Origin of the sequence: Caulobacter sp. SSI4214, from assembly GCF_012184455.1 — a bacterium.
In the GTDB taxonomy this organism is placed as follows: Bacteria; Pseudomonadota; Alphaproteobacteria; order Caulobacterales; family Caulobacteraceae; genus Caulobacter; species Caulobacter vibrioides_E.
On the sequence record NZ_SZWJ01000017.1, the window covers coordinates 1 to 25,684 of the forward strand.

The window sequence follows — 25,684 nt, forward strand, 5'->3', positions numbered from 1 at the left end:
CAAACCCTACGGTCTCCGGGTTCGCCCGGCCGCTCCGTCGCCTCCCCAATTCCCTCGCGACCGCTCGGGCGCGAGGATGCTGAAACACGTTCCCTCCCCCTTCGATGGGGGAGGGGCAGGGGTGGGGGTGACCGCGGCGTCGGACGCCGCGCACCGCATCCACCTCGGCAGTCACCCCCATCCCCGACCCTTCCCCCATCGAGGGGGAAGGGGGAATTACAGGTCCAGATCCGCCGCGGCGAACTCGGCGTTCTCCTGGATGAACCGGAAGCGCAGTTCGGGTTTGCGGCCCATCAGGGTCTCGACCAGTTCCTCGACGCTCTCCTCGTGGCGCGGCAGGGTCACGCGGGCCAGGGTGCGGCGCTTGGGGTCCATGGTGGTCTCCTTCAACTGGGAGGCCATCATCTCGCCCAGGCCCTTGAAGCGGCCGATCTCGGGCTTCTTGCCCTTGAACACCGTGGCCAGCAGCTCGTCCTTGTGGGCGTCGTCGCGGGCGTATTCGCTCTTGCCGCCGTGGCTGATGCGGTACAGCGGCGGCAGGGCCAGGAAGAGGTGCCCCTGGCGGATCACGTCCGGCATGGTGCGGTAGAAGAAGGTGATCAAGAGGGAGGCGATGTGGGCGCCGTCGACGTCGGCGTCGGTCATGATGATGATCCGCTCGTAGCGCAGATCCTCTTCGCGGTACTTGGCGCCGCCCTGGGCCCCCAGGGCCAGCATCAGGTCCGACAGCTCCTTGTTGGCGGTGAACTTCTCGCCGGACGCGGAGGCGACGTTCAGGATCTTGCCGCGCAGGGGCAGGATGGCCTGGTACTTGCGGTCGCGGGCCTGCTTGGCCGAGCCGCCGGCCGAGTCGCCTTCGACAATGAAGAGCTCGGCGCCGTCGACGGCCCCGCCGGCGCAGTCGGCCAGCTTGCCGGGCAGGCGCAGCTTGCGGGTCGCCGAGGCGCGGGAGACTTCCTTGTCCTTGCGGCGCTTGAGGCGTTCCTCGGCCCGCTCGATGACGAATTCCAGCAGGGCCTGGGCGTTCTTCGGGCTGGAGGCCAGCCACAGGTCGAACGGGTCGCGCAGCGCCGCCTCGACGAAGCGCTGGGCCTCGGTGGTCGAGAGCTTTTCCTTGGTCTGGCCCTGGAACTCGGGGTTCTTGATGAACACCGAGATCAGGGCGCCGGCCTGGGCGACGACGTCGTCGGCGGTGATGATCGTCCCGCGCTTTTCGCCCTTGAGCTCGGCATAGGCCTTTAGGCCTCGGGTCAGGGCGGCGCGGAAGCCGCTCTCGTGGGTGCCGCCCTCGGGGGTGGGCACGGTGTTGCAGTACGACTGCATGAAGCCGTCGTGCTCGCCAAAGCCCTGAGGCGTCCAGCTGACGGCCCATTCGACCGCGCCGGCCTCGCCCTGGCGCTCGATGCGGCCCGAGAAGCTCTCGGGCGTCACCGTGGTCAGGCCCTTGGTCCGCTCGGCCAGGAAGTCGGCCAGGCCGTTGGGGAAGTGGAACGTGGCCTCGGGCGGGGTCTGGTCATGGATGCGGGACGGGTCGCAGGACCATTTGATCTGCACGCCGCGGAAGAGATAGGCCTTGCTGCGGGCCATGCGGTACAGGCGCGCCGGCTTGAAGCCGACGCCCTCGCCGAAGATCTCGTCGTCGGGCTTGAAGCGCACCATGGTGCCCTTCTTCTTCGACGGCGCGACCTGCTGGATCGGACCCAGCGGCTTGCCGCGGGCGAAGACCTGAAGGTGCTCGAAGCCGTCGCGCCAGACGGTGACCTCGACGCGCTCGGACAGGGCGTTGACCACGCTGGCGCCGACGCCGTGCAGGCCGCCGGAGGTCTCGTAGGCCTTGCCCGTGAACTTCCCGCCGGCGTGCAGGACGGTCATGATGACCTCCAGCGCCGACTTGCCGGGGTACTTCGGGTGCGGGTCGACGGGCATCCCCCGGCCGTCGTCCTTGACCGACAGGAAGCCGTCGGCGTCGAGCTTGACCTCGATGGTCTTGGCGAAGCCGGCCACGGCCTCGTCCATCGAGTTGTCGAGCACTTCGGCGAACAGGTGGTGCAGGGCCCGCTCGTCGGTGCCGCCGATGTACATGCCCGGGCGCTTGCGGACCGGCTCCAGGCCCTCCAGCACCTCGATGTCGGCGGCCGAGTACTCGCCCGGCGCCGAGGCCTTGGACGGAGGCGGCGGCGGGATCGGACGCGGCGCGGCGGCGGGGACGGGCTCGACCGGGCTGCGCAGCGGCGCGGCGGGAACCGGCGCCAGGGCGTCGTCGTCGAACAGGGAGGGGGCTTTATCGGAAGAGGACATCGGCGGAAGTCTAGGCGATTCGAACGCGGGGGCCTCGTATGGGCCGCCGGGCTTCCGCTGAAAAGCGAAATCCGCCCCCAGCAAGCCGGGGGCGGATCGTCGGAAGAACCCGCTAGCGATAGGCTGGCGGATAGCCGCTGTCGTCGCTCTTGGCGTAGCGGTCGCGCAGCTGGGTCTGGCGGCTGTCCTTGGGCTGTTCGACCCCGCCGACGAAGACGTTCAGCGGCCAGCTGGTCGTCTCCAGGGGATCGCCGTTCCAGACCACGACGTCGGCGACCTTGCCCACGTCCAGCGAGCCGATCTTGCCGTCCTGGCCCCAGATCCGGGCCGGAACCAGGGTCACGGCGGCCAGGCCCGCCGCGTAGGGCAGGCCGTTGGCGACGGCCAGGCCGGCGTTCAGCCGCTCCTGGCGCAGGTTGTTGAAGTCCCGCGCTCCGTTGATCGCCACCGTCACCCCGGCGGCGTGCAGCCGGGCGGCGTTGTCGAGCCGGGCCCCCAGCGCCTCGAAGCTCTCGGGCAGGTCGGCCTGGGGATCGACGATGACCGGGACGCCGGCCTTGGCGATCTCCGGCGCGACTATCCAGCCCTCCTCGACGCCCTCGAGGATGACGCGGATCTTCTCGTCGGCCGCCAGCTTCAGCGCCTGGCGAATGTCGGCGGCGCGCGAGACGCGGATCAGCAGCGGCGTCTTGCCCTGCACGACGGGAACCAGCGCTTGCAGATCCAGGCGCGAGAGGCCGAAGTCGCGGGTCGCGCCCTGCTCGTAGGCGGCGCGCCTTGCGGCGAAGGCGCGAGCGTCCTCCAGGGCCGAGCGGATCAAAACGAGGTCCGCGCCGCGCGAGCCGCCGACCGCCCGAGCGCCGCTCTCGCCCAGCGAGACGGCGACGGCCAGCTTGGAGGCCTCGACGATGTCCGGCGCGCCGGCCTTCAGGCGGATGAACGCGGCCTGGCCGCCGAACAGCGGCGGATCGCCCGAGCCGACCTTGCCGGCGGTCATCTCCTCGACCACGCCGTCGTCGGCGTGCTCGCTGGCCCCGCCGCCGACGCCGGAGAGCACCGGCGTCACGGCCGAGCTGGTGATCCCGCCATCGCGGGCCAGTGGGATGAAGGTCGAGGCGGGATTGATCGCATAGGCGATGTCGAAGGCGGCGGAGAGCGCGTTGCCGGTGCCGTCGTCACGGGTCTCGCGCACGCCGCTGACCTCCGAGGCGCCGAGGTTCGAGGCCGCCGCGACGAGGCCGGGCGTGACCACGCCGCCCTTGGCGTCGACGACCCGCGCTCCGGCTGGAACCGCGACATTGGCGCCGACGGCGGCGATCTTGCCGTCCTTGATCACCAGCGTCCCGGCGGGGATCGCGGCGCTGGAGACCGGCTCGATGCGCGCGTTGACGATGGCCACCGTTTCGGCGGCCGCCGGAAGGGCCAGCGCGCAGGCGGCGCTGGCGAGAAGCAGAGACCGGATCATCAGTTGAACGCTCCCTGGCCGGGTTGGCCGAGCTCGAAATCGGACTTGGGCTGGAAGCGCGCGTCGTGGCGATCATAGATCAGCGCGCCGTCGATATAGACCTTCTCTGCCTGGGCGTAGACGCTGAACGGATCGCGGCTCCACACCACGATGTCGGCGGCCTTGCCGGGCTCCAGCGAGCCGGTCTTGTCGCCGATGCCGATCATCTTGGCCGAGTTGGCCGTGATCCACTTGATCGCCTCGGCCCGCGTGACGCCCAGACCCAGCTTGTTGCCGGCCGTCATGGCGATCGCGGCCTCCTGGTTCAGGCGCTGGGTGATGATCGGGTCGTCGGAGTGGATGACCACGCAGGCCCCGGCCTTCCAGATCAAGGCGGCGTTGGCGTCGATGCCGTCGAAGCTTTCCATCTTGAACCCGGTCCAAGAGGCCCAGGTCGCCGAGCAGACGCCTTCCTTGGCCAGCAAGGGGGCGATCTTGTAGCTCTCGATGGCGTGGTGGAAGGCGGTGACCTTATAGCCGAACTCCTTGGCGATATCGATCATCGTGGCTTCTTCGTCGGCCCGGTAGCAGTGGTTCTGCACCAGGATGTCGCCCTTCAGCACGCCCGCCAGGGTTTCCAGCTGCAGGTCGCGCTTGGGCGCGTCGGCCTTCTCGCCCTTCTGGACCTTGGCGCGATAGTCGTCCCATCTGCGGGCATAGTCCGCCGCCTCGATCCAGGCCTTGCGGTAGCCGTAGACGTTGCCCATCGCCGTCGAGGGCGAGCGGCCCTTGGAGCCATAGACGCGCTTGGGATTCTCGCCGCAGGCCATCTTCAGGCCGTAGGGGGCGTCGGGGAACTTCATGCCCTGGGTGGTCAGGGACGGTACGTTCTTCAGCGTCACCGAGCGGCCCCCGAACAGGTTGGCCGAGCCGGGGAGGATTTGCAGCGTCGTGACGCCGCCGGCGCGGGCCCGGTTGAAGCCAGGATCTTGCGGCCAGACCGAGTGCTCGGCCCAGACCTGAGCCGTGTTCGGGTCCGTGGCCTCGTTGCCGTCGGACCGCGCCTGGACGCCGGGCGAGGGATAGACGCCCAGGTGGCTGTGCACGTCGATGATGCCGGGCGTGATCCACTTGCCGGTCGCGTCGACCTTGACCACGTCGGCCGGAATGGGCGTGTCGGGGCCGCCGACGGCGACGATCTTCCCGCCCGAGGCGATGACCACGCCCTTCTCGATCTGCTGGCCGGTCGCCGTGAGCACCGTGGCGCCGACGAAGGCGGTCGGGCGCGAGGGAAACGGCTTGTAGGTCGACGGGAAGCCGGTCGACGCCTGGCCATCCAGACCCTTGGGCAGCGGCTTGGCCTCGACCTTTTCCGCCGGCTTGGCCGCGGTCGCGGATTTAGGAGGCGTGCTGGTGGTCGCGCAGGCCGATAGCCCCAGCGCGAGGAGGCTCGCGGTCAAGGCCGCGTTTCGCCATCTGATCATGAAAAGCCCCGACTCTCGAAGAAGCGGGCAGCACAAACGAAAAGCGCCCCGCTATCAAGAGTATCGACGCGCATCTTGGAGTGGATCTCAAGGCGGCTTGATACTGGCGCAGAAAAGGCCGCGGATTGCTCCGCGGCCTTTCCGAGTTCGAAGATCGAATTCGATCTTAGAAGTGCGTGTCGACCGAAACGCCGATCACGCGCGGATCGTTGACGAAGCCCGTCAGGTTGTCGAAGTCGATCGCGCCGCGCAGGTTGTGCTCGTTGGTGATGTTGCGGGCGAAAGCCGCCACTTCCCAGCCAGCGGCCTTGTTGGCATAGCCCAGCTTCAGGCCGCCCTCGAAATCGCCCTTGCTGTAGAACTCCTTGGATTCGTAGAGGAAGAAGTTCGTGAAGCCCTGGACCTTCCAGTCCGTGTAGGCGAACAGCTCACCGCTCGCGATGGGGTAGGCATAGCGGGCGGTGAAGTCGAAGATGTACTTCGGCGCGTTCGGGAACGGGTTGCCGTTCACGAGGGCTTGGCCGGCCGCGTTGAGCGGATTGGTGATCGTGCAGGCCGCGCAGACGGCGACGGCCAGCGTGTTGTCCTTGATCTTGGTGTGGTTGTAGCTGTAGCCGGCGGTCAGGACGAGGTTCGGGGTGACCACGAACTCGCCGTCCAGTTCCAGGCCGTAGGCCTCGCCCTTCTTGGCGTTGATCAGGCGGTTGGAGTTGCTGCCGCCGCCGACCGCGCTGAATTGCGGATCGGTGATCGTGTAGGTGAACACCGCGCCGTTCAGACGCACGCGACGGTCCAGCAGTTCGCTCTTCAGGCCCGCCTCATACGACATGATCGTTTCGGACTTGGCGGCCGAGGCCGGCGAGAAGAAGGCGATGTCACGGCCCTGGATCGACGGACCGCGGAAGCCCGAGGCCACCTTGGCGTAGGCGCTGACGTCGTCCGTCAGCTTGTAGAAGGCGCTCAGGTCCCAGGTGACCTTCGAGTCCGACACCGAGACCGGCGCGGCCATGTTCGGGCCGTACAGGACCTTCAGGTCCTTGTCGTCCTTGGTGTAGCGCAGGCCGCCCGTGACGGTCAGCTGATCGGTGAACTTGTACGAGGCCTGGCCGAAAGCCGCCCAGGACTTGTTCTTCTGTTGCAGCACCGTGGCCGGGGCGAAGAACGGGTCGGTGCGGATGGCGTACTTGGTGTCGAAGTAGAAGCCGCCCACTTGCCAGGTCAGCGGACCGGGGGTGTTGCTGGCCAGGCGCAGTTCCTGGGTCCACTGGTAGAGGTTCTTCAGGCCGTCCTGGGATTCCGACTGGAACGGGATGAAGCCCGGGCCCTTGGGGTTGCCGCCGTCGATGTCGCCGCGGCTGAAGCCGTGGGTGTTCTCATAGGCGGTGATCGAGGTCAGCTTGGTCGGCCCGAAGTCGTACTGGACGTTGGCCGAGCCGCCGAAGCCCTTGTACTTCTGCGGGTTGTTGCCGCCAGCGTCATAATAGACGGTGTCGGTGACATAGTTGCTGTTGAGCTTGTTCGAGCCCTTGGTCAGGATGTTGGCGCGGAACACGGCGGCGGTGCCGTCGAGGTCGCGGCCGTGGATGTTAAACAGGGCCGACAGCTTTTCGGTCGGCGTGAACAGCACCTGCAGGCGAGCGGCGCGCTCGTCATAGCCGCCCAGCTGATCGTCCTTTTTGGTGAAGCCGTTGTTGATCCAGTTATCGCGGTGCTGGAACAGGAACGAGGCGCGGGCCGCCACCTTGCCCTCGACCAGGGCGCCGCCGACGCCGCCGTCGAAGTTGAAGGTGTTGTAGGTGCCGTAGGAGGCGCTGGCGCGGCCGGTCATTTCCTCGGTCGGCTTGATCGTGTCGAACTTGACGATGCCAGCGGTGGTGTTGCGGCCGAACAGGGTGCCTTGCGGGCCCCGCAGAACTTCGACGTGGTCGAGGTCGTAGATCGGCGAGCTTTTCAGGACGACGTTCTCAAGAACCACTTCGTCCTGGATGATCGACACCGGCTGAGAGGCGGCCAGGTCGAAGTCGGCGTTGCCGAGGCCGCGGATGTAGAAGCGCGGAGCGACGCGGCCGTTCGAGGACTCGGCGTAGAGGCCCGGGGTCTTGGCCGACAGGGCCAGGATGTCCTCACCCGCGGCGAAGATCGATTGCAGGCGCTCGCCGCTGATGGCCGCGACCGAGACGGGCACGTCCTGCAGGTTTTCGCTGCGCTTCTGGGCGGTGATGATCACTTCGCCGACTTTCGTCGCGTCCTGCGCGAAGGCGGCGGGGGCGACGGCCAGGGCCGAGGCGAGGGCGGCGAGGCCGCAGGAGACGGTCAGGGCGCGACGCAGGGTGCGATGGGCATGGGGCATGGAGACATCCTGTGATGATGCGCGCCGCGTTCGCCGACTCTGAACCGGGGCGTTAACGGCGCGTCTGTTGCGTTGCGATAAGCGAAACCGTGGCTCGGGGGATATCTCTCGGGGCGTGATTTCGTCCGTTTTGGGCCGATTGCGTCGGTTCTGTTGCGAAGTTGCGACAATTTTATTCAGTGCTGCCCAGTAAGTAATAAATTGTTCCACTTCGGGCGCGGCTTCCTGATCGAGGCGCGACGAAAAAGGGCCGGAGATCGCTCTCCGGCCCTTCGCGGTGTCTATCGTTTAAGCGATTAGCACTTGTAGTACATGTCGAATTCGACGGGGTGCGGGTGCAGTTGCAGGCGCATCACCTCTTCCATCTTCAGCTCGATGTAGCTGTCGATGAAGTCGTCATCCATGACGCCGCCGGCCTTCAGGAAGGCGCGGTCCTTGTCCAGGCTTTCCAGGGCCTCGCGCAGCGAGCCGCAGACTTCCGGGATCTTCTTCTGCTCGCGGGGCGGCAGGTCGTACAGGTTCTTGTCGGCGGCCGGACCCGGATCGATCTTGTTGATGATGCCGTCCAGGCCGGCCATCAGCAGGGCGACGAAGGTCAGGTACGGGTTGCCCATCGGGTCCGGGAAGCGAGCTTCGATGCGCTTGGCCTTCGGCGAGTCGACGTGCGGGATGCGGATCGAGGCCGAGCGGTTGCGCGAGCTGTAGGCCAGCTTCACCGGGGCTTCGTAGCCGGGGACCAGGCGCTTGTACGAGTTCGTCGTCGAGTTCGAGAACGCGTTGATCGCCTTGGCGTGCTTGATGATGCCGCCGATGTACCACAGGCATTCTTGCGACAGGCCGGCGTACTTGTCGCCGGCGAACAGCGGCTTGCCGTCCTGCCAGATCGACTGGTGCACGTGCATGCCCGAACCGTTGTCGGCAAACATCGGCTTGGCCATGAAGGTGGCCGTCTTGCCGTAAGCGGCGGCGACGTTGTGGATGACGTACTTATAGAGCTGCATCCGGTCGGCCATGGTGACCATGGTGTCGAACTTCAGACCGAGTTCGTGTTGGGCCGGCGCGACCTCGTGGTGGTGCTTTTCCGGCTTCATGCCGAGCTCGCCCATGACGGCCAGCATTTCGCCGCGCAGGTCCTGGCAGCTGTCGACCGGGTTCACCGGGAAGTAGCCGCCCTTCGGACCCGGGCGGTGACCCATGTTGCCCTCGGCGTATTCCTTGGCCGAATTGATCGGCAGCTCGGTCGAGTCATACGAGTAGCCGGTGTTGTTCGGCGAAACCGACCAGCGCACGTCGTCGAAGATGAAGAACTCGGCTTCCGGACCAAAGTAAACGGTGTCGCCCACGCCGGCCGACTTCAGATAGCTGAGCGCGGACTTGGCGATCGAGCGCGGGTCGCGGTTGTACGGGGTGCCCGTGTCGGGGTTCACGACGTCGCAGAACAGGGCCAGCGTGGTCTGCTGGTAGAACGGGTCGATGATCGCGCTCGACAGGTCGGGACGCAGCTTCATGTCCGACTCGTTGATGGCCTTCCAGCCGGCGATCGACGAGCCGTCGAACATCGTGCCGTCGTTCAGGAAGTCGTCGTCGACCAGATCGATGTCGAACGTGACGTGCTGCATCTTGCCGCGAATGTCGGTGAAGCGGACGTCGACGTACTTGACGTCCTTTTCCTTGATCAGGTGCAGGATGTCCTTGGCGGTGGTCATTACGTATCCCCTTCTAGAGCTCTCTTAAGCGTTGACGATCCGGCCTAGACGGCGGCCGGGCCGTTTTCTCCGGTTCGGATGCGGATAACGTCCGCGATGTCCGAGACGAAAATCTTGCCATCACCGATGCGGCCCGTGCGGGCGGCGCGGGTGATCGCGTCCAGCGCGGCGTCCAGCTGGCTGTCCTCGATGACCACCTCGACCTTGATCTTGGGGAGGAAGTCGACGACGTACTCGGCGCCGCGATACAGCTCGGTGTGACCCTTCTGGCGGCCGTAGCCCTTGGCTTCCAGAACGGTCATCCCCTGGACGCCCATGTCCTGCAGAGCCTCTTTCACCTCATCCAGCTTGAACGGCTTGATGATGGCTTCGATCTTCTTCATCGGTTCCACTTTCGGGCCCGTCGGCGGTTGGCCGCCTTCACTGTAGGCGCACCGATCATGTCGCCTGTTCCGCCGCAAGCGAGCGTCGGCCACTATTACGACGAGAGAATGCACTTCCGACCGCGCGATCGAAATTTAGGCGCCTGGCGCCTATCGATCGGGCATGTGCTCGTTCGCCGTCAAATGCGCTTGCCGCGTTCCGTTTCGAGCCTACGATCCCGGGAAACGATCGTTTGAATGGGGCTGGAAGTGCGGGGCGGAGCGTCGATTTTATTTGCGGTTGGTCAATTCCCGGATTGGGGACGCGGCCATAATGCCTCGATGTCGCCAGGATTGCTGAAAGTTGTGGCGGCTGTCGCTTGGCTCAACCCTTCGGCGCCGCGCCGCCGCCTTCTGGTTCGGGATTGATCGCCATGAGCTTCGTTCACGTGATCCGGCACGGCAAGCCGGCGGCCGCCTGGGGCGAAAGCGATGCGGATCCCGGGCTCGACCAGATCGGCCATGCTCAAGCGCGGGCCGTGGCCGAGGCCATCTTGGCCTTGCCGCTCGCGCGGCGTCCGGCCCGCGTGGTGTCTTCGCCGTTGCGTCGTTGTCAGGAAACCGCCGCGCCGCTGGCCTTGGCGCTTGGCGTGCCGGTTGAGGTCGACCCCCGTGTCGGCGAGATTCCGACCCCGGCCGCCCTGTCGCCGGCCGAGCGTCCCGCGTGGCTGCGCGAGGCGTTCGCGGGGCGCTGGGACCAGATCAGGGGCGACCTCGACTATGTGGCCTGGACCGAGGGCGTCGCCTCGGCCTTGCGTGAGCACGCCGGAGCCGCCGTGTTCAGCCACTTCGTCGCCCTGAACGCGGCGGTCGCGGTGGCGACCGGGACCGCGGACGTCATGGCCTTCCGGCCCGACCACGCCTCGCTCACGACCTTCGCGATCGAGGGCGAGCGCTTGATCCTGCTGGAGAAAGGGCGCGAAGCTCAGAGCCAGGTGCTCTGAAGGAGTCGTCGTGCCGCGAGAGATCCTCTCCGTCGCCGAAATGGCCGCCGCCGATCGCGCCGCGGTGGAGCGGGGCGCGCCCACGCCGGTGCTGATGGAGCGAGCCGGGGAGGCGGTGGCGCGGGCCGTGCGCGCGCGCTACGCCCATCGGCCGGTGGTGATCTGGTGCGGACCGGGCGACAATGGCGGGGACGGCTATGTCGCCGCCCGACACTTGCGCCGGCGGGGCTGGCAGGTGGCGGTGGAGGCGGCCTATCCGCCCGCCACCGACGCCGCCCGCTGGGCCGCTTCCCGCTGGAAGGGCGAGGTGCGACCTCTGTCCGACGCGCCGTCGCCAGGGACACTTTATATTGACGCGCTGTTTGGCGCCGGCCTGTCGCGGCCGCTGGAAGGCGAGATCGCCAAGCTGGCGCGGTTCTGTCAGTCCCAGCCGCTCGCCATCGTGGCGGTCGACACGCCCTCGGGGATACAGGGCGACACCGGCCGGCCGTTGGGTGACGTCGCGTTCCGCGCCGATCTGACCGTGACCTTCCATCGTCGCAAGCGGGCGCATGTGCTGGCCCAAGGCCGCGAGGCTTGCGGCGAGATCGTCGTGGCCGACATTGGTCTCTGGCCCGCCGAGCATCCGGATCTGTTCGAGAACGACCCCAGCCTATGGGCTCAGCGCTTTCCGTGGCCGGCGATGGATGCGCACAAACATACGCGGGGCCGGCTGAAGGTCGTCAGCGGCGAGGCCTGGAGCACCGGCGCGAGCCGGCTGGCGGCGCGGGGCGGATTGCGGATAGGGGCGGGGGCCGTAACGGTCTTGTCGCCGCCCAACGCCTTGGCCGTTAACGCCGCCCACCTGGAAGCGGTGATGCTGTCGCCATTCGAGACGGACGCCGACCTAGCCGCCGCCGCCGAGCGGGCCGACGCCGTCGTGATCGGACCCGCAGCCGGGGTAGGGGAGGCGACCGCTCGCAATCTGCAGGCCCTGGCGCGCACCGGCGCGGCCCTGGTGGTGGACGCAGACGCCCTGACCAGTTTCCGCCAAGATCCCGAAGCCCTGTTCGCCTGCCTCGACCGCGACGACGTTCTGACCCCGCATCCGGGCGAGTTCGAGCGGATCTTTCCGGGCGTGCTGGACCAGTCGCCCGAGCGCATCGCCGCCGCTCGCCAAGCCGCCCACCGCGCCGGAGCCGTCGTGCTGCTAAAGGGACCGGACACGGTGGTCGCCGCGCCGGACGGACGCGCGGCCGTGTCGCTGAATGGGGCGCCCTGGCTGGCCACCGCCGGTTCGGGCGATGTGCTGGCCGGTTTCATCGGCGGCCTGATCGCTCAGGGCATGGAAAGCTTCGAGGCGGCCTGCGCCGGCGCCTGGATCCACGCCGAATGCGGCGCCCGTCATGGTCCCGGCCTGATCGCAGAGGATCTGCCAGGCTTGGCGCCGGCCGTTCTGGCCGAGCTTTTCGCGTGTCGTTGAAGCGCCGCGTGGATGTCTCGCTTCGGCCGTGTTCGCCCCGCAAGGGTCCGCTGATTGGTCCGCCCGGAGGTAGGCGATGATGGTGACGGAAGGACTACTGCTGGCGCTGCTGGTCAGCTGCCTGGCGGTCCTGATTCACTATGAGGCCCTGCGGGGCATCTCGGTCGCGGTGGTCGATCGCCCCAACGCCTCGCGGCTGACGGTGCTGGCGGTGATCTTCGGCGTGCTGGCGGCGCACGCCGTGGAGGCTGGGCTGTTCGGGGTCGGCTTCTGGCTGGGCGCTGACGTTCTGAAGTTCGGACGGTTCGTCGGCCGGGCCCCGCGCGACGCCTTCCAATACTATTCCTTCGCGCTGGAGACCTACACGACGCAAAGCGTCGGCGACCTCTATCCGATCGGCGGCCTGCGACTGCTGGCCAGCGTCGAGCCGCTGGTGGGCCTGATCCTGATCGGCTGGTCGACGTCGCTGACCTTCATGGTCATGGCCCGCGACTGGCGCATGAAGCTGTCGGTCGGCGAGTGAGCGCCGCCGATTCCGGATTCGGCAGGGATTGAAAAGATGGTGCGGCTAGAGGGACTCGAACCCCCACGGTCTCCCGGCGGTACCTAAAACCGCTGCGTCTACCAATTCCGCCATAACCGCGCGGAAGTCGATCTAGCGCGGAGGAAGAGGATTATCCATGGAAATTTGAACCTCTGCTGGCTCATCCGTGTCCTGACTCGTTTGGGACACGCCGGGCGGGCGCGAGTTTTATCGCCGCCGCTCTTGGATGCTCGCGCACGTCGTGACATAAGGGCGCTCTTTCGCCGCCCCGGTCCTCGCGGGCGGCGTCGATCTTTTGGACCCCAAGGGCGGTGCTCGGGCGCGCGGCGACCCGGACCCGAGAAATAAGAATGTCGATGCAGATCGTTGAAAAGTCGGGCGAAGGCCTCAGCCGCGTTTTTGGCGTCACGGTGCCCGCGAGTGAACTGGCCACGCGTCTTGATGCGCGGATCGCCGAAGTCGCGCCGCAGATGAACGTCAAGGGCTTCCGTCCCGGCAAGGTGCCGACGGCCCACGTCCGCCGTCTGTACGGCAAGGCCCTGATGGGCGAAGTCGTCGAGCAGGCGCTGAACGAGACCACCCAGAAGGTCCTCGAGGACAACAAGCTGCGTCCGGCGGGCCAGCCCGAGCTGAACCCGTCGTCGGACATGGACAAGGTCATCGCCGGCGGCGAGGACCTGGCCTTCGAGCTGGCCGTCGAGGTCATGCCGGAATTCGAACCGATCGACCCGGCGTCGATCGAACTGGTCAAGCCGGTCTACAAGGTCGGCGACGACGAAGTGCAAGAAGCTCTGGACGAACTGGCCAAGCAGGCTCGCACCTACGAGCCGCGCACGGGCAAGAGCCTGAAGGCCAAGGACGGCGACCAACTGCTGATCGATTTCGTCGGTACGATCGACGGTGTTGAGTTCGCCGGCGGCAAGGCCGAGGGCGCTGAACTCGTGCTGGGCTCGGGTCAGTTCATCCCGGGCTTCGAGGACCAACTGGTCGGCGCGAAGCCGGGCGACGACGTCGTCGTGAAGGTGAAGTTCCCGGAGAACTACCAAGCCGCCGAACTGGCCGGCAAGGACGCCGAGTTCGCCACCAAGGTCCACGAAGTCCGCGCGCCGGTCGACGGCAAGGCCGACGACGAACTGGCCAAGCGCCTGGGTCTGTCGGATCTGGCCGCCCTGACCGACCTGCTGCGCTCGAACCTGTCGGGCCGCTATGAGAACAGCTCGCGTTTCAAGCTGAAGCGCGCCCTGCTGGACGTCCTGGACAGCAAGCACGACTTCCCGCTGCCGCCGCGCATGGTCGAGGCCGAGTTCGCCGGCATCTGGCAACAGGTCGAGTCCGACAAGGCGCGTGGCGGTCTGCCGCCGGAAGACGCCGAGAAGTCGGAAGACCAGCTGAAGGCCGAGTACCGCAAGATCGCCGAGCGCCGCGTGCGCCTGGGTCTGGTTCTCGCCGAGATCGGCCGTAAGAACGACGTCGTCGTCACCGACCAGGAACTGACCGACGCGATCATGCGCGAAGCTCGCCAATACGGCGCCCAGGCTCAGCAAGTGTTCGACATGTACCGCCAGCGCGCCGACCTGCAGGCGGCCCTGCGCGCCCCGATCTATGAAGACAAGGTCGTCGACCTGATCTTCGGCAAGGCCAAGATCGAGGACAAGGAAGTCTCCAAGGATGAACTCCTGGAAGAAGACGACCTGCCGGAAGGCTACGGCGGCTGAGGCCAGCCGAGACGGACGGAAACGAGGCGCGGTTCGCGAGAACCGCGCCTTTTTCGTGCGCGCGCAAACCGGGCGGCTCCTTGCAACCTGTTAAGGGCCACGCGATATGCGTGGGCGACGGCGGCGCGCGGGCTGATTCGTTTTCGCGTGGCCAAGACACACAAAAAGGGTGATGCCCATCATGTACGATCCGGTTACGACGGCGATGAACCTGGTTCCCGTGGTCATCGAACAGACCAGCCGCGGCGAGCGCTCGTTTGATATCTTCTCGCGCCTGCTGAAGGAGCGGATCATCTTCGTAACGGGCCCCGTCGAAGACACCATGGCCAGCATTATTTGCGCCCAGCTTCTCTTCCTGGAGTCGGAGAACCCCAAGAAGGAGATCGCCATGTACATCAACTCGCCGGGTGGCGTGGTGACGTCGGGCCTCGCGATCTACGACACCATGCAATATATCAAGAGCCCGGTCTCGACCGTGTGCATGGGCATGGCCGCCTCGATGGGCAGCCTGTTGCTCGCCGCCGGCGCAGCTGGCCAGCGTATCTCGCTGCCGAACGCCCGCATCATGGTGCACCAGCCGTCGGGCGGCTTCCGCGGGCAAGCCTCGGACATCGAACGCCACGCCGAGGACATCATCAAGACCAAGCGTCGCCTGAACGAAATCTACGTGAAGCACTGCGGCCGCACCTATGAAGAGGTCGAGCGCACGCTGGACCGCGACCACTTCATGAGCGCCGATGAAGCCAAGGCCTGGGGCCTGGTCGACCACGTCTATGACACCCGCGAAGCCGCCGAGGCTGGCGCCGAGTAGGGCTTTAAGCCGTCGCTAAACAAGCGCCGCCGGTCTTTCGATCGGCGGCGTTTTTCTTGCCTGAAGGCCCGCGACAAATCCGCTCAGGTGGCGGGTCTTCCTCGGAAGACGCGGAAGCCCTTCTCGTCGGCGATCGCCAGCATTTCGGTATCGCCCGAGGTGTCGCCATACGCGGCCGTCAGATGGACATCGGGGCCGAAAACCTCGCGTAGGCGCGTCACCTTCTCCTTGGCGCGACAATTGTTCCCGTCGAGACCGCCCAGCACGCGGCCGTCCTCGGAGCACATCAGGCGGGTGCCAATCAGCAGGTCGGCGCCGAGGCCCCGCGCGAACGGCGCGACGGTTATTTCGGGCGAAGCGGTCACGATCACGAGCTTGGCCCCCTTGGCGCGCCAGGACCGCCAGACAGCGACCGCGTCGGGGCGAAGCAGGGACTGGGCGTGGGCTTGCGCGAAGGCGCGGGCGTCGTTTTCGATCTCTGTGACCGTCGCGCCCTTCAGGAACTCGCGCACCGCTGCGGCCTTGAGTTTCGCGCGATTGCGATCGAACAGGTAGGCGATCAGCGAGGGCGTGAGGCGAACAATCCCGCGCGCCCAGCGACGCGGCCCGGCGCGCCACTTCAGGAAAGCGTTGAAGCTGTCCTTGACGGTCAGGGTGCCATCGAAGTCGAAGGCCACCAGCGCCGGCTCGTCATCCATGTCGCCGGTCATCGGACGCGAGGCGCTGAGCCCCTTGGCCATCCACGAACGCTTAGCCATCGACCTTCCATGCGGGCGCTTCACGCGCTCCGTTCCACACGATTCCCCAATTGCTAATACGGCCTCGCGGGGGTGGCCGTAAGAGCCAAGACGCACGACGCTTGCGCCGGCGCGCCAATCGCCCAATTTAGATGACGAGGTCATGACACGATCCGGTGTGTTCGAGCGTTTGAGGCGGGAAAGGCGCCGGCAAGGCTTGTGAACCGAGCCCGGATCGGGGATTGTCAAGGATTAGACAACTCCCGGCGTATATTCTGCTTGCTTCGGTGGCGGCGTATGCGCTCGGAGGGGCGTCGCGGCGTTAAGCCGTAAGTCGCCATAGTGTGAGAAGCGATCATGACGAAAGCCGCGAGCGGCGACACCAAGAGCACTCTGTATTGTTCTTTCTGTGGAAAGAGCCAGCACGAGGTGCGCAAGCTCATCGCCGGGCCGACGGTGTTCATTTGTGATGAATGCGTCGAACTGTGCATGGATATCATCCGCGAAGAGCACAAGATCGCCTTCGTGAAGTCCAAGGACGGCGTGCCGACGCCGCGCGAGATCTGCGAGGTCCTGGACGACTACGTGATCGGGCAAGGCCACGCGAAGAAGGTTCTCGCGGTGGCGGTCCACAATCACTACAAGCGCCTCAACCACGCGTCGAAGAACAACGACGTCGAACTGGCCAAGTCGAACATCCTGCTGGTCGGTCCGACCGGTACGGGTAAGACGCTTCTGGCCCAGACCCTGGCTCGAATCATCGACGTGCCGTTCACGATGGCCGACGCCACGACGCTGACCGAGGCCGGTTACGTCGGCGAGGACGTCGAGAACATCGTGCTGAAACTGCTGCAAGCCGCCGACTACAATGTCGAGCGCGCCCAGCGCGGCATCGTCTATATCGACGAAATCGACAAGATCAGCCGCAAGTCCGACAACCCGTCGATCACCCGCGACGTGTCGGGCGAAGGCGTCCAGCAGGCCCTGCTGAAGATCATGGAAGGCACGGTCGCCTCCGTGCCGCCGCAAGGCGGGCGCAAGCATCCGCAGCAGGAATTCCTGCAAGTCGATACGACGAACATCCTGTTCATCTGCGGCGGCGCCTTCGCCGGGCTCGAGAAGATCATCTCGGCGCGCGGCGCGGCCAAGTCGATCGGCTTCGGCGCCAAGGTCACCGATCCGGAAGAGCGCCGGACGGGCGAGATCCTGCGGAACGTCGAGCCCGACGACCTGCAGCGCTTCGGCCTGATCCCGGAATTCATCGGCCGTCTGCCGGTGGTCGCGACCCTGGAGGACCTCGACGAGGCCGCCCTGGTCAAGATCCTGACCGAGCCGAAGAACGCCTTCGTCAAGCAGTACCAGCGCCTGTTCGAGATGGAGAACATCGGGCTGACCTTCACCGACGACGCCCTGCATCAGGTCGCCAAGAAGGCCATCGCCCGCAAGACCGGCGCGCGCGGCCTTCGTTCGATCATGGAAGGCATCCTGCTGGAGACCATGTTCGAGCTGCCCAACTACGAGGGCGTCGAGGAAGTGGTCGTCAATGCCGAGGTCGTCGAAGGCCGGGCCCAGCCGCTGCTGATCTATGCCGAGAAGAAGGGTGGGGCGGCTTCGGCCTAACGACCGGTCTCGTCTGAAGCGTTCAGGGCGCGTCCTCGTTTCGGGGACGCGCCTTTTTCGTGCGCGGCGGGCCTGGACGAGAAGTTTCGCGGCGGGTGCGCTCTGGGCGCCACGCGAAGCTTTGGCGACGCAAATCCCTCAACGGGCGGACTTTTGGAGAAACTTCCCGTCGAAGAGCGGGAAGGGGGCAACAGTCCGCTAGCTTTGCCGCTCCCGCGCGACTTGTCGCCGCTGATGGGCGAGCCCGCTTGAACCCTGTTGTAAAACGTCCACATAAATAACGACATTCCGCCCAGTCCCGGGCGGACGGGCCGTTCGACTCAGGCGCATCGTCTGGTGTTACGGCGGCCCGCATGGCCAGGCGCCTCTTTTGGGCCTAGGCCGGGAGTATTGAGAACATGTCCGAACTTCGTACCCTTCCCGTCCTGCCGCTGCGGGACATCGTTGTTTTCCCCCATATGGTGGTGCCGCTTTTCGTGGGCCGCGATAAGTCCGTGCGCGCGCTCGAAGAGGTGATGCGCGGAGACAAGCAGATCCTGCTGGTGACGCAAAAGAACTCGGCCGACGATGATCCGGCGCCGGGCGACATCTTCGACGTCGGCGTCCTGGCCACCGTCCTGCAACTGCTGAAGCTCCCTGACGGCACCGTGAAGGTGCTGGTCGAGGGCAAGGGCCGCGCCGCGGTCGTCAAGTTCACGGATCAGGAGTCCTTCTATGAGGCCCAGATCGGCGAGGTCAGCGAGGACGAGGGCGCGGGCCCCGAGGCCGAGGCCTTGTCGCGCGCCGTGGTCGAGCAATTCGAGAACTACGTCAAACTCAACAAGAAGGTGCCGCCGGAGGCCCTGGCCTCGATCCCGCAGATCGCCGAGCCGGGCAAGCTGGCCGACAGCATCGCCGCGCACCTATCGGTCAAGATCGGCGACAAGCAGCACCTGCTGGAAATCTTCGACGTCGTGAAGCGCCTTGAGAAGGTTTTCGCCCTCATGGAAGGCGAGATCTCGGTGCTGCAGGTCGAGAAGAAGATCCGCTCGCGCGTCAAGCGCCAGATGGAGAAGACCCAGCGCGAGTACTATCTGAACGAACAGATGAAGGCGATCCAGCGCGAGTTGGGTGACCCCGACGACTCGCGCGACGAGCTGATCGACCTCGAAAAGCGCATCAAGAAGACCAAGCTTTCCAAGGAAGCCCGCGCCAAGGCCGAGGGCGAACTGAAGAAGCTGCGCAACATGAGCCCGATGTCGGCCGAGAGCACCGTGGTCCGGAACTATCTGGACTGGCTGCTGTCGATCCCGTGGGGCAAGGCCAAGACCAAGAAGATCGACCTTGTCGAGAGCGAAGGCATCCTCGACGCCGACCACTATGGCCTGGAGAAGGTCAAGGAGCGGATCCTCGAGTACTTGGCCGTTCAGGCGCGCACCAATTCGCTGAAGGGGCCGATCCTTTGCCTGGTCGGCCCTCCCGGCGTCGGCAAGACCTCGCTGGGCAAGTCGATCGCCAAGGCGACCGGCCGCGAGTTCGTGCGCATGAGCCTCGGCGGCGTGCGCGACGAGGCCGAGATCCGCGGTCACCGCCGCACCTATATCGGCTCGATGCCCGGCAAGGTCATCCAGTCGATGAAGAAGGCCAAGACCACCAACGCCTTCGTGCTGCTGGACGAGATCGACAAGATGGGCAGCGACTATCGCGGCGATCCGGCCTCGGCTCTCCTGGAAGTGCTGGACCCGGCCCAGAACTCGACCTTCGGCGACCACTATCTGGAGGTCGACTACGACCTGTCGCAGGTGATGTTCGTCACGACGGCCAACAGCCTGAACATGCCCCAGCCGCTGCTGGACCGCATGGAGATCATTCGCATCCCCGGCTACACCGAGGATGAGAAGCTGGAGATCGCCAAGCGCCACATCCTGCCCAAGCTGGCCAAGGATCATGGGCTGAAGCCGGCCGAGTTCATCGTCCCGGACAAGGCGATCCGCGACCTGATCCGCTACTACACCCGGGAAGCCGGCGTGCGGTCGCTGGAGCGGGAACTGGGCGCCCTGGCGCGCAAGACGGTTCGGGATCTGGCCCGCGAAAAGGTCGCCTCGATCACGATCGACGACGAGCGCCTGGCCAAGTACGCGGGCGTCAAGAAGTACCGCTACGGCGAGACCGACGAGGTCGATCAGGTCGGCATCGTCACCGGTCTGGCCTGGACGGAGTTCGGCGGCGATATCCTGACCATCGAAGCCGTGAAGATGCCGGGCAAGGGTCGGATGCAGATCACCGGCAACCTCAAGGACGTGATGAAGGAGTCGATCGCCGCGGCCAACAGCTATGTCCGCTCGCGGGCCCTGCAGTTCGGGATCAAGCCGCCGGTGTTCGAGAAGACCGACGTCCACATCCACGTGCCCGACGGCGCCACGCCGAAGGACGGTCCATCCGCCGGCGCGGCCATGGGCCTGGCTATCGTCTCGGTGCTGACGGGCGTCCCGATCCGCAAGGACATCGCGATGACCGGCGAGATCACGCTGCGCGGCCGGGTCACCGCGATCGGCGGTCTGAAGGAAAAGCTGCTCGCGGCCCTGCGCTCGGGCGTGAAGACGGTCCTGATCCCGCAGGAGAACGAAAAGGACCTGGTCGACGTGCCCGCCAGCGTCAAGGACGGCCTGGAGATCATCCCGGTCTCGACCATGGACGAGGTGCTCAAGCACGGCCTCACGGGTCCGCTGACGCCCGTCGAGTGGAGCGAGGCCGACGAGCCGATCGCCGCCGGTCAGAAGAAGGACGACGGCGACAGCGACGCCGTGCTGACCCACTAAAAGCAACTTATCGTTGATAACTTAAGCGGCGCGGGGGATTCCCGCGCCGCTGTCGTTTGACGGGGCGTTTTCGCCCGCCATAATCCCGGCTCTGGACGAAGCGCCGTAAGGGAAAACGCGTCGCCGCCCAGGCTGGGAGAAAAACATGACCACAAAAGCCGAGCTCGTCACGGCCATCGCCGAGAAGGCGGGCATCAACAAGAACCAGGCCAAGGACGCTCTGGAAGCCTTCATCGACGCCGTCACCGACTCCCTCAAGTCGGGCAAGGATGTTCGCCTGGTCGGCTTCGGCGCCTTCAAGGCCGTGACCCGGGCCGCCGGCACCGCGCGCAATCCCCGCACCGGCGAAACCGTCAACCGTCCCGCGTCGAAGACGGCGCGCTTCCAGGTGGGCGAGGGGCTGAAGGCCTCGCTGAACGACTGACCTCTTTCTTCCGCGTAGGGAGAGGCGGGGCGCCCGGCCGGGCCGCTCCGCTTTTTCGTTTTCCCGTTTCGCGGATGGGCCTCCGCGGCGATGTCCCTTCCGATTTTCGGCCCGATAACCGTTTCACACCTATCGGAAAATACTCTAGAAGCGCCGACGCGAAGGGGCAGTTAGCTCAGCGGTAGAGCGTCTCGTTTACACCGAGAGGGTCGGGGGTTCGATCCCCTCACTGCCCACCACTCTTCACGGCCACGTTGCCAGATGGCGAGCCTTGCAAGCCGCGAAAGCGTACCTTGCGAACCGGCGAGACTGGGCGCGGAAATCGTCGGAAGCGGCCAGGAACCGTGGTTGTCGCAAAAGCTTTATCGTTCGGAGGCCGTATTGGGGGGCTTCGGTAACGATGAGGAATCGGCGTGACGGACACGATATCGGACCGGCCGCTCGGCCCGCGCGTTCTCCCCATCTCCGACCATCCGCCGACTGAAGGCCCGGTCCGTCTCGTCGACACCACGATGCTCTACGCCCCGCGCAGCGGCGGGGTTCGACGCTATCTGTCCTCCAAGCGCGCGTGGCTCGCCGCCAACCGTCCCGATGTTCGCCACACGCTGGTCGTCCCCGGCGCGCGCGATTCCCATGACGGGCAAGGCAGGGTCTCGATCTACGCCACGCCCCTGCCGTTCGGGGCCGGATACCGTTGGCCCGTGGTCAAGCAGGCCTGGATGGAGCGCCTGATCCGCCAGCGGCCCGACATTATCGAGGCTGGCGATCCCTATACCCCGGGCCTGGCGGCGCTGCGCGCCGGCGACGCCCTAGGCGTTCCGGTGGTGGGCTTTTGCCACACCGATCTGGGGGCGCTGGCCGCTCTGCATATCGGCGAATGGGTCGAAAAGCCGGTGCAGAAGCGTTGGGCCGCCATCTACCGTCAGTTCGATCGCGCCGTCGCGCCCAGTCGGTTCATCGCTGGCCGCCTGGTCGAGGCTGGCGTGCACGACGCCATCGGCCTGCCGCTGGGCGTCGACACCGAGATCTTCCATCCGGCCCGCGCGGACCGGGCGCGGCTATGCCGCCGCCTGGGCGTGGCGCCGGACGAACGTCTGCTGGTGTTCGCGGGCCGCCCGGCGCGGGAAAAGCGGCTGGAGGTGCTGGTCGGCGCGGTCGAGCGCCTGGGCGCGCCCTATAAGCTTCTGCTCGTCGGCGCGGGCGGCGGAGCGCCGGTGAGTGATCGCGCGATCTGCATGGACTATGTCCGCGATCCGGCCGAATTGGCGGGGATTCTGGCCAGCTGCGACGCCTTCGTGCACGCCAACGACAACGAGCCTTTCGGGCTGATCGTACTGGAGGCCATGGCTTGCGGCCTGCCCATGGTGGGCGTCGCCGCCGGCGGCGTGGCCGAATCGGTCGACGACCAGGTCGGCCAACTGGCGACACGGTCGGAGCCCGCGCCGTTCGCCGAAGCTATCGAGGCCCTGTTCGCCCGCGATCTGGCCGCCGTCCGCGCGGCCGCTCGTCGCCGCGCCGTCGAGCGGCACGGCTGGGACGCGGTCTTTCGCCAGCTCTGCGGCATCTATGGCGAGTTGACGGGACGGCGGAGCTTTGGGTCTGGCGCCCAGGTTCGCGATCATTAAGCCCTGAGGCTGGCGAGGATCTCGTAGCTGTGCTTCCGGGCGTCGTGGTCGTGGATTTGCGAGGCCGCCATCAGCTCGTCCGCGCCCGTCAATTCCAGCACCCGCTCGATCTTGCGGCGCACCGTCTCGGGAGAGCCGATCGCCGAATACTGGAAGGTGTGGTCCAGCCCCGCCAACTCCGCGGGCGAAGCGTGCTCGCGGATGTCGTCGACAGGCGGCGGCAGAAGGCCGGGGCGCCCCCGACGCAGGGCCAGGAACTGCTGCTGAGTCGAGGTCGCCAGACGCGCGGCCTCCGCGTCGGTATCCGCCGCGCACACGCCGACGCAAACCATGACATGTGGCTTGTCCAGGGTCTCCGACGGCTTGAAATGCCGGCGATAGAGGAGGAGGGCGTCCAACAGCGAGTCGGGCGCGAAGTGGGCGGCGAAGGCGTAGGGCAGGCCAAGGGCCGCCGCCAATTGCGCGCCCCAGGTCGAGGAGCCGAGCATCCAGATCGGCACATCCTGGCCTTCGCCTGGCACGGCGCGGACGCTCTGGTCCGGATTGGCCGGCTTGAACCAATGCTGCAGCTCGACGACGTCTTGGGCGAACGAATCAACGGCGCCGGCGTAGCGGCGCAACGCCCGCATCGTGGCCTGGTCCGTACCGGGCGCGCGGCCTAGGCCCAGATCGATCCGGCCTGGATAGAGCGCGTTCAGGGTGCCGAACTGTTCGGCGACCATCAGCGGCGCGTGGTTGGGCAGCATGACGCCGCCGGAGCCGACTCGAATCGTTTTCGTACCGCCGGCCACGTGGCCAATGACCACGGCGGTCGCGGCGCTGGCGATGCCCGGCATATTGTGGTGCTCGGCCAGCCAGTAGCGGTGAAAGCCCAAGGATTCGGCGTGTCGCGCGAGATCGAGACTATTGTGAAGCGCCTGGCCGACGGTCACGCCCTGCGGAACGGGCGCGAGGTCCAGGACGGAAAACGGCGGATACGCGGTGCTGCTCATGAAGGCTAGATGGCGCGCGGTCGCGGCAACTCAAGCCCGATGAGGTCGTCGTTTCCGATTTCGAAGGGGAAGCCACTGGACGGTGGCGCGAATGACGGGGCTCGAACCCGCGACCTCCGGCGTGACAGGCCGGCGCTCTAACCAACTGAGCTACATCCGCGTCGTGCGCTTGGAGCGCGACGGTCGTCCGTAGACCGAGGGGAGGGAAGCTGACCACTCTCGAGAGAGTGGCGCGAATGACGGGGCTCGAACCCGCGACCTCCGGCGTGACAGGCCGGCGCTCTAACCAACTGAGCTACATCCGCATAAGCCTTCGCCGAGGCGAAAGCGCGACCCGCCGATCGGCGAGGGGCGTCTGATATGTCGGGCGAAGACTCGTGTCAACGGCCATATCGCCGAAGCCGCGAAACGGAGCTGGGGACAAAGGGTTTCGCTCGCGATCGACGCGCGCGAGGCGAGGTGAAAGGTCCTTGTGGGCCAAGGCCGCGCCGGTTGCGCGCGACAGACCAGCGTTAGCTCAAGATTGTCTAGTTGCGATCGTTTCTCAATGTGTCTCGGGTGTTTGAAGCGCTGGCGACAGTGGGCTACAAACCGCTCGATTCAAGCCAAGGGCTGTCATGACCGCCTTCCTCCTCCAGTACCTGCCTATCGTGATCTTCCTCGGGATCGCGGCGGCTATCGGGATTGTCTTCCTTCTGGCCGCGGCCGTGCTCGCGCCGAAGGCGCCGGACCCGGAAAAGCTGTCCGCATACGAATGCGGCTTCAACGCCTTCGACGACGCGCGCATGAAGTTCGACGTCCGGTTCTATCTGGTGTCGATCCTGTTCATCATCTTCGACCTCGAAGTGGCGTTCCTGTTCCCCTGGGCGGTCACGCTGTTGAAGTTGCCGCATGACGTGGCCCAGTTCGCCTTCTGGTCGATGATGACGTTCCTCGGCGTCCTGACCGTCGGCTTTATCTACGAATGGAAGAAGGGCGCCCTCGAATGGGAGTGATCGTTCCCGCCAACGCGGCCCCAACGGGATCTGGCGTTCCGGCGCTGTCGGGCGGCCGTTCGACGGTCGAGGGCTATGACCCCAAGCTGCACGATCCGTTCTTTGACGGCGTCTCGCAGCAGCTGGCCGACAAGGGCTTCATCACCGCCGCCGCCGACGACCTGATCACCTGGGCTCGCACGGGCTCTCTGATGTGGATGACGTTTGGCCTGGCGTGCTGCGCCGTGGAGATGATGCAGGCCTCGATGCCGCGTTATGACCTGGAGCGCTATGGCTTCGCTCCGCGCGCCAGCCCGCGCCAGTCGGACGTGATGATCGTCGCCGGCACTCTGACCAACAAGATGGCTCCGGCCCTGCGCAAGGTCTACGACCAGATGCCGGAGCCCCGCTACGTCATCTCGATGGGCAGCTGCGCCAACGGCGGCGGCTACTACTATTACAGCTACAGCGTCGTGCGCGGCTGCGACCGCGTGGTGCCGGTCGACATCTATGTTCCGGGCTGCCCGCCCACGGCCGAGGCGCTGGTCTATGGCGTGCTGCAGCTGCAGAAGAAGATCCGCCGCACGGGGACGATCGAGCGATGACCGACGTGGTTCCGACCGAAACGGCGATCTCGCCGCTGGAAGCGCTGGGCCAGACCATCGTCGCCAACAGCGCCGGCGCGATCACCGCTTATCACGTGGCGTTCGGCGAGCTGACGGTGCTGGGCCCGGCGAACCGCGTGGTCCAGGCGCTTGAATTCCTGCGCGACCACGCCGATTGCCGCTTCCACCAGCTGGTCGACCTGACCGGCGTCGATTATCCGCAGCGCGAGCGCCGCTTCGATGTGGTCTATCACCTGCTGTCGCTGGTGAAGAACCATCGGATTCGCCTGAAGGTGCAGACCGACGAGGATACGGCCGTTCCCACCGTGACGTCGGTCTTCCCGGTCGCCGACTGGTTCGAGCGCGAGGCGTTCGACATGTTCGGCATCTTCTTCGAAGGCCATCCGGACCTGCGCCGGATCCTGACCGATTACGGCTTCCACGGCCATCCGCTTCGGAAAGACTTCCCGATGACGGGCTATGTGGAAGTGCGCTACGACGACGAGCTTAAGCGTGTCGTCTACGAACCCGTAAAGATCACGGAGTTCCGTGCGTTCGACTTCCTGTCGCCTTGGGAGGGCGCGAAGTACGCGCTGCCCGGCGACGAGAAAGCCGAGAAGCGGGCGGGAGACGCGTAGGGCCGGGGCCGGCGCGAAGGCGCTGGCTCCAGATCACTTGCCGGGACTGGCCGATGGCCGGCCTGGCATGGAACAGTGTAACGAAGGTCCG

General features: G+C 66.2%; 20 protein-coding genes and 4 tRNA genes. 13 read left to right on the plus strand and 11 right to left on the minus strand.

Annotation, left to right across the window (positions count from 1 at the left end; all coding sequences use genetic code 11):
- Window positions 1–216: 216 nt before the first annotated feature.
- From parE to FCU40_RS07240, 6 genes are all read right to left on the minus strand, one after another.
- Entirely contained in the window at window positions 217–2,298 is a 2,082-nt protein-coding gene (gene parE / locus FCU40_RS07215) for a DNA topoisomerase IV subunit B (protein ID WP_168074021.1), read from the minus strand.
- A gap of 112 nt (window positions 2,299–2,410) precedes the next feature.
- The gene (locus FCU40_RS07220) at window positions 2,411–3,763 is read right to left on the minus strand and encodes an amidohydrolase family protein (protein ID WP_168074023.1); all 1,353 of its coding nucleotides are present in this window, start codon (window positions 3,761–3,763) and stop codon (window positions 2,411–2,413) included.
- On the minus strand, window positions 3,763–5,226 hold the full coding sequence (locus FCU40_RS07225) for an amidohydrolase (RefSeq protein ID WP_004615147.1): 1,464 nt from the start codon (window positions 5,224–5,226) through the stop codon (window positions 3,763–3,765). Before FCU40_RS07225 ends, FCU40_RS07220 begins: the two co-directional genes overlap by 1 nt.
- A gap of 166 nt (window positions 5,227–5,392) precedes the next feature.
- Window positions 5,393–7,576: a TonB-dependent receptor gene (locus FCU40_RS07230; protein ID WP_004615148.1), complete on the minus strand. Its 2,184-nt coding sequence runs from the start codon at window positions 7,574–7,576 to the stop codon at window positions 5,393–5,395.
- A gap of 296 nt (window positions 7,577–7,872) precedes the next feature.
- Window positions 7,873–9,282 carry a type I glutamate--ammonia ligase gene (gene glnA, locus FCU40_RS07235; protein ID WP_004615149.1) on the minus strand — a complete coding sequence of 470 codons (1,410 nt, stop codon included), beginning with the start codon at window positions 9,280–9,282 and terminating at the stop codon, window positions 7,873–7,875.
- Between the two features lie 44 nt (window positions 9,283–9,326).
- On the minus strand, window positions 9,327–9,665 hold the full coding sequence (locus FCU40_RS07240; RefSeq protein ID WP_004615150.1) for a P-II family nitrogen regulator: 339 nt from the start codon (window positions 9,663–9,665) through the stop codon (window positions 9,327–9,329).
- 413 nt (window positions 9,666–10,078) lie between these two features.
- Between FCU40_RS07240 and FCU40_RS07245 the strand changes: the two genes are divergently transcribed.
- The 3 genes from FCU40_RS07245 (at window position 10,079) to FCU40_RS07255 (ending at window position 12,633) form a co-directional block, all read left to right on the plus strand.
- Window positions 10,079–10,648: a histidine phosphatase family protein gene (locus tag FCU40_RS07245; RefSeq protein WP_168074025.1), complete on the plus strand. Its 570-nt coding sequence runs from the start codon at window positions 10,079–10,081 to the stop codon at window positions 10,646–10,648.
- A 10-nt stretch (window positions 10,649–10,658) separates the two neighbouring features.
- Window positions 10,659–12,110 carry an NAD(P)H-hydrate dehydratase gene (locus FCU40_RS07250; protein ID WP_168074027.1) on the plus strand — a complete coding sequence of 484 codons (1,452 nt, stop codon included), beginning with the start codon at window positions 10,659–10,661 and terminating at the stop codon, window positions 12,108–12,110.
- Window positions 12,111–12,186: 76 nt separating this feature from the next.
- Complete coding sequence (locus FCU40_RS07255; protein ID WP_004615153.1) at window positions 12,187–12,633, plus strand: hypothetical protein; 447 nt, start codon at window positions 12,187–12,189, stop codon at window positions 12,631–12,633.
- Window positions 12,634–12,670: 37 nt separating this feature from the next.
- On the opposite strand, the gene FCU40_RS07260 is transcribed toward FCU40_RS07255, so the two are convergent.
- Window positions 12,671–12,753, minus strand: a tRNA-Leu gene (locus FCU40_RS07260).
- A gap of 257 nt (window positions 12,754–13,010) precedes the next feature.
- Between FCU40_RS07260 and tig the strand changes: the two genes are divergently transcribed.
- Window positions 13,011–14,369: a trigger factor gene (gene tig / locus FCU40_RS07265; RefSeq protein WP_268743936.1), complete on the plus strand. Its 1,359-nt coding sequence runs from the start codon at window positions 13,011–13,013 to the stop codon at window positions 14,367–14,369.
- Between the two features lie 169 nt (window positions 14,370–14,538).
- Entirely contained in the window at window positions 14,539–15,180 is a 642-nt protein-coding gene (locus FCU40_RS07270; RefSeq protein ID WP_165570559.1) for an ATP-dependent Clp protease proteolytic subunit, read from the plus strand.
- An 83-nt stretch (window positions 15,181–15,263) separates the two neighbouring features.
- Here FCU40_RS07270 and FCU40_RS07275 read toward each other — a convergent pair whose 3' ends face one another.
- Window positions 15,264–15,938 (minus strand): HAD-IB family hydrolase, encoded by a 675-nt coding sequence (locus FCU40_RS07275; protein ID WP_168074029.1) that lies wholly within the window; start codon window positions 15,936–15,938, stop codon window positions 15,264–15,266.
- 336 nt (window positions 15,939–16,274) lie between these two features.
- Between FCU40_RS07275 and clpX the strand changes: the two genes are divergently transcribed.
- The 5 genes from clpX to FCU40_RS07300 all read left to right on the plus strand — a co-directional run bounded on the left by clpX (window position 16,275) and on the right by FCU40_RS07300 (window position 22,384).
- A complete protein-coding gene (gene clpX / locus FCU40_RS07280) occupies window positions 16,275–17,537 on the plus strand; it encodes an ATP-dependent protease ATP-binding subunit ClpX (RefSeq protein WP_004615159.1) in 1,263 nt (420 codons plus the stop codon).
- A 398-nt stretch (window positions 17,538–17,935) separates the two neighbouring features.
- Window positions 17,936–20,335, plus strand: coding sequence for an endopeptidase La (gene lon / locus FCU40_RS07285; protein WP_004615160.1), 2,400 nt, complete (start codon window positions 17,936–17,938; stop codon window positions 20,333–20,335).
- Window positions 20,336–20,480: 145 nt separating this feature from the next.
- A complete protein-coding gene (locus FCU40_RS07290; RefSeq protein WP_004615161.1) occupies window positions 20,481–20,759 on the plus strand; it encodes an HU family DNA-binding protein in 279 nt (92 codons plus the stop codon).
- Between the two features lie 164 nt (window positions 20,760–20,923).
- Window positions 20,924–20,998, plus strand: a tRNA-Val gene (locus FCU40_RS07295).
- A 174-nt stretch (window positions 20,999–21,172) separates the two neighbouring features.
- Entirely contained in the window at window positions 21,173–22,384 is a 1,212-nt protein-coding gene (locus FCU40_RS07300; protein WP_168074031.1) for a glycosyltransferase family 1 protein, read from the plus strand.
- Here the strand turns inward: FCU40_RS07300 and FCU40_RS07305 are convergent.
- From FCU40_RS07305 to FCU40_RS07315, 3 genes are all read right to left on the minus strand, one after another.
- A complete protein-coding gene (locus tag FCU40_RS07305; RefSeq protein WP_004615163.1) occupies window positions 22,381–23,376 on the minus strand; it encodes an LLM class flavin-dependent oxidoreductase in 996 nt (331 codons plus the stop codon). The two genes, FCU40_RS07300 and FCU40_RS07305, sit on opposite strands and share 4 nt — an antisense overlap.
- 83 nt (window positions 23,377–23,459) lie before the next feature.
- Window positions 23,460–23,536, minus strand: a tRNA-Asp gene (locus FCU40_RS07310).
- A 68-nt stretch (window positions 23,537–23,604) separates the two neighbouring features.
- Window positions 23,605–23,681 (minus strand) — tRNA-Asp (locus tag FCU40_RS07315).
- A 312-nt stretch (window positions 23,682–23,993) separates the two neighbouring features.
- Here FCU40_RS07315 and FCU40_RS07320 point away from each other — a divergent pair.
- Genes FCU40_RS07320 through FCU40_RS07330 form a run of 3 tightly spaced genes read left to right on the plus strand, consistent with a single transcriptional unit; the run spans window position 23,994 to window position 25,593 of the window.
- The gene (locus FCU40_RS07320; protein ID WP_004615164.1) at window positions 23,994–24,371 is read left to right on the plus strand and encodes an NADH-quinone oxidoreductase subunit A; all 378 of its coding nucleotides are present in this window, start codon (window positions 23,994–23,996) and stop codon (window positions 24,369–24,371) included.
- The gene (locus FCU40_RS07325; RefSeq protein ID WP_081612839.1) at window positions 24,341–24,955 is read left to right on the plus strand and encodes an NADH-quinone oxidoreductase subunit B; all 615 of its coding nucleotides are present in this window, start codon (window positions 24,341–24,343) and stop codon (window positions 24,953–24,955) included. The genes FCU40_RS07320 and FCU40_RS07325 overlap by 31 nt, the downstream gene beginning before the upstream one ends.
- Window positions 24,952–25,593 (plus strand): NADH-quinone oxidoreductase subunit C, encoded by a 642-nt coding sequence (locus FCU40_RS07330; RefSeq protein WP_004615166.1) that lies wholly within the window; start codon window positions 24,952–24,954, stop codon window positions 25,591–25,593. The genes FCU40_RS07325 and FCU40_RS07330 overlap by 4 nt, the downstream gene beginning before the upstream one ends.
- Window positions 25,594–25,684 lie beyond the last annotated feature (91 nt).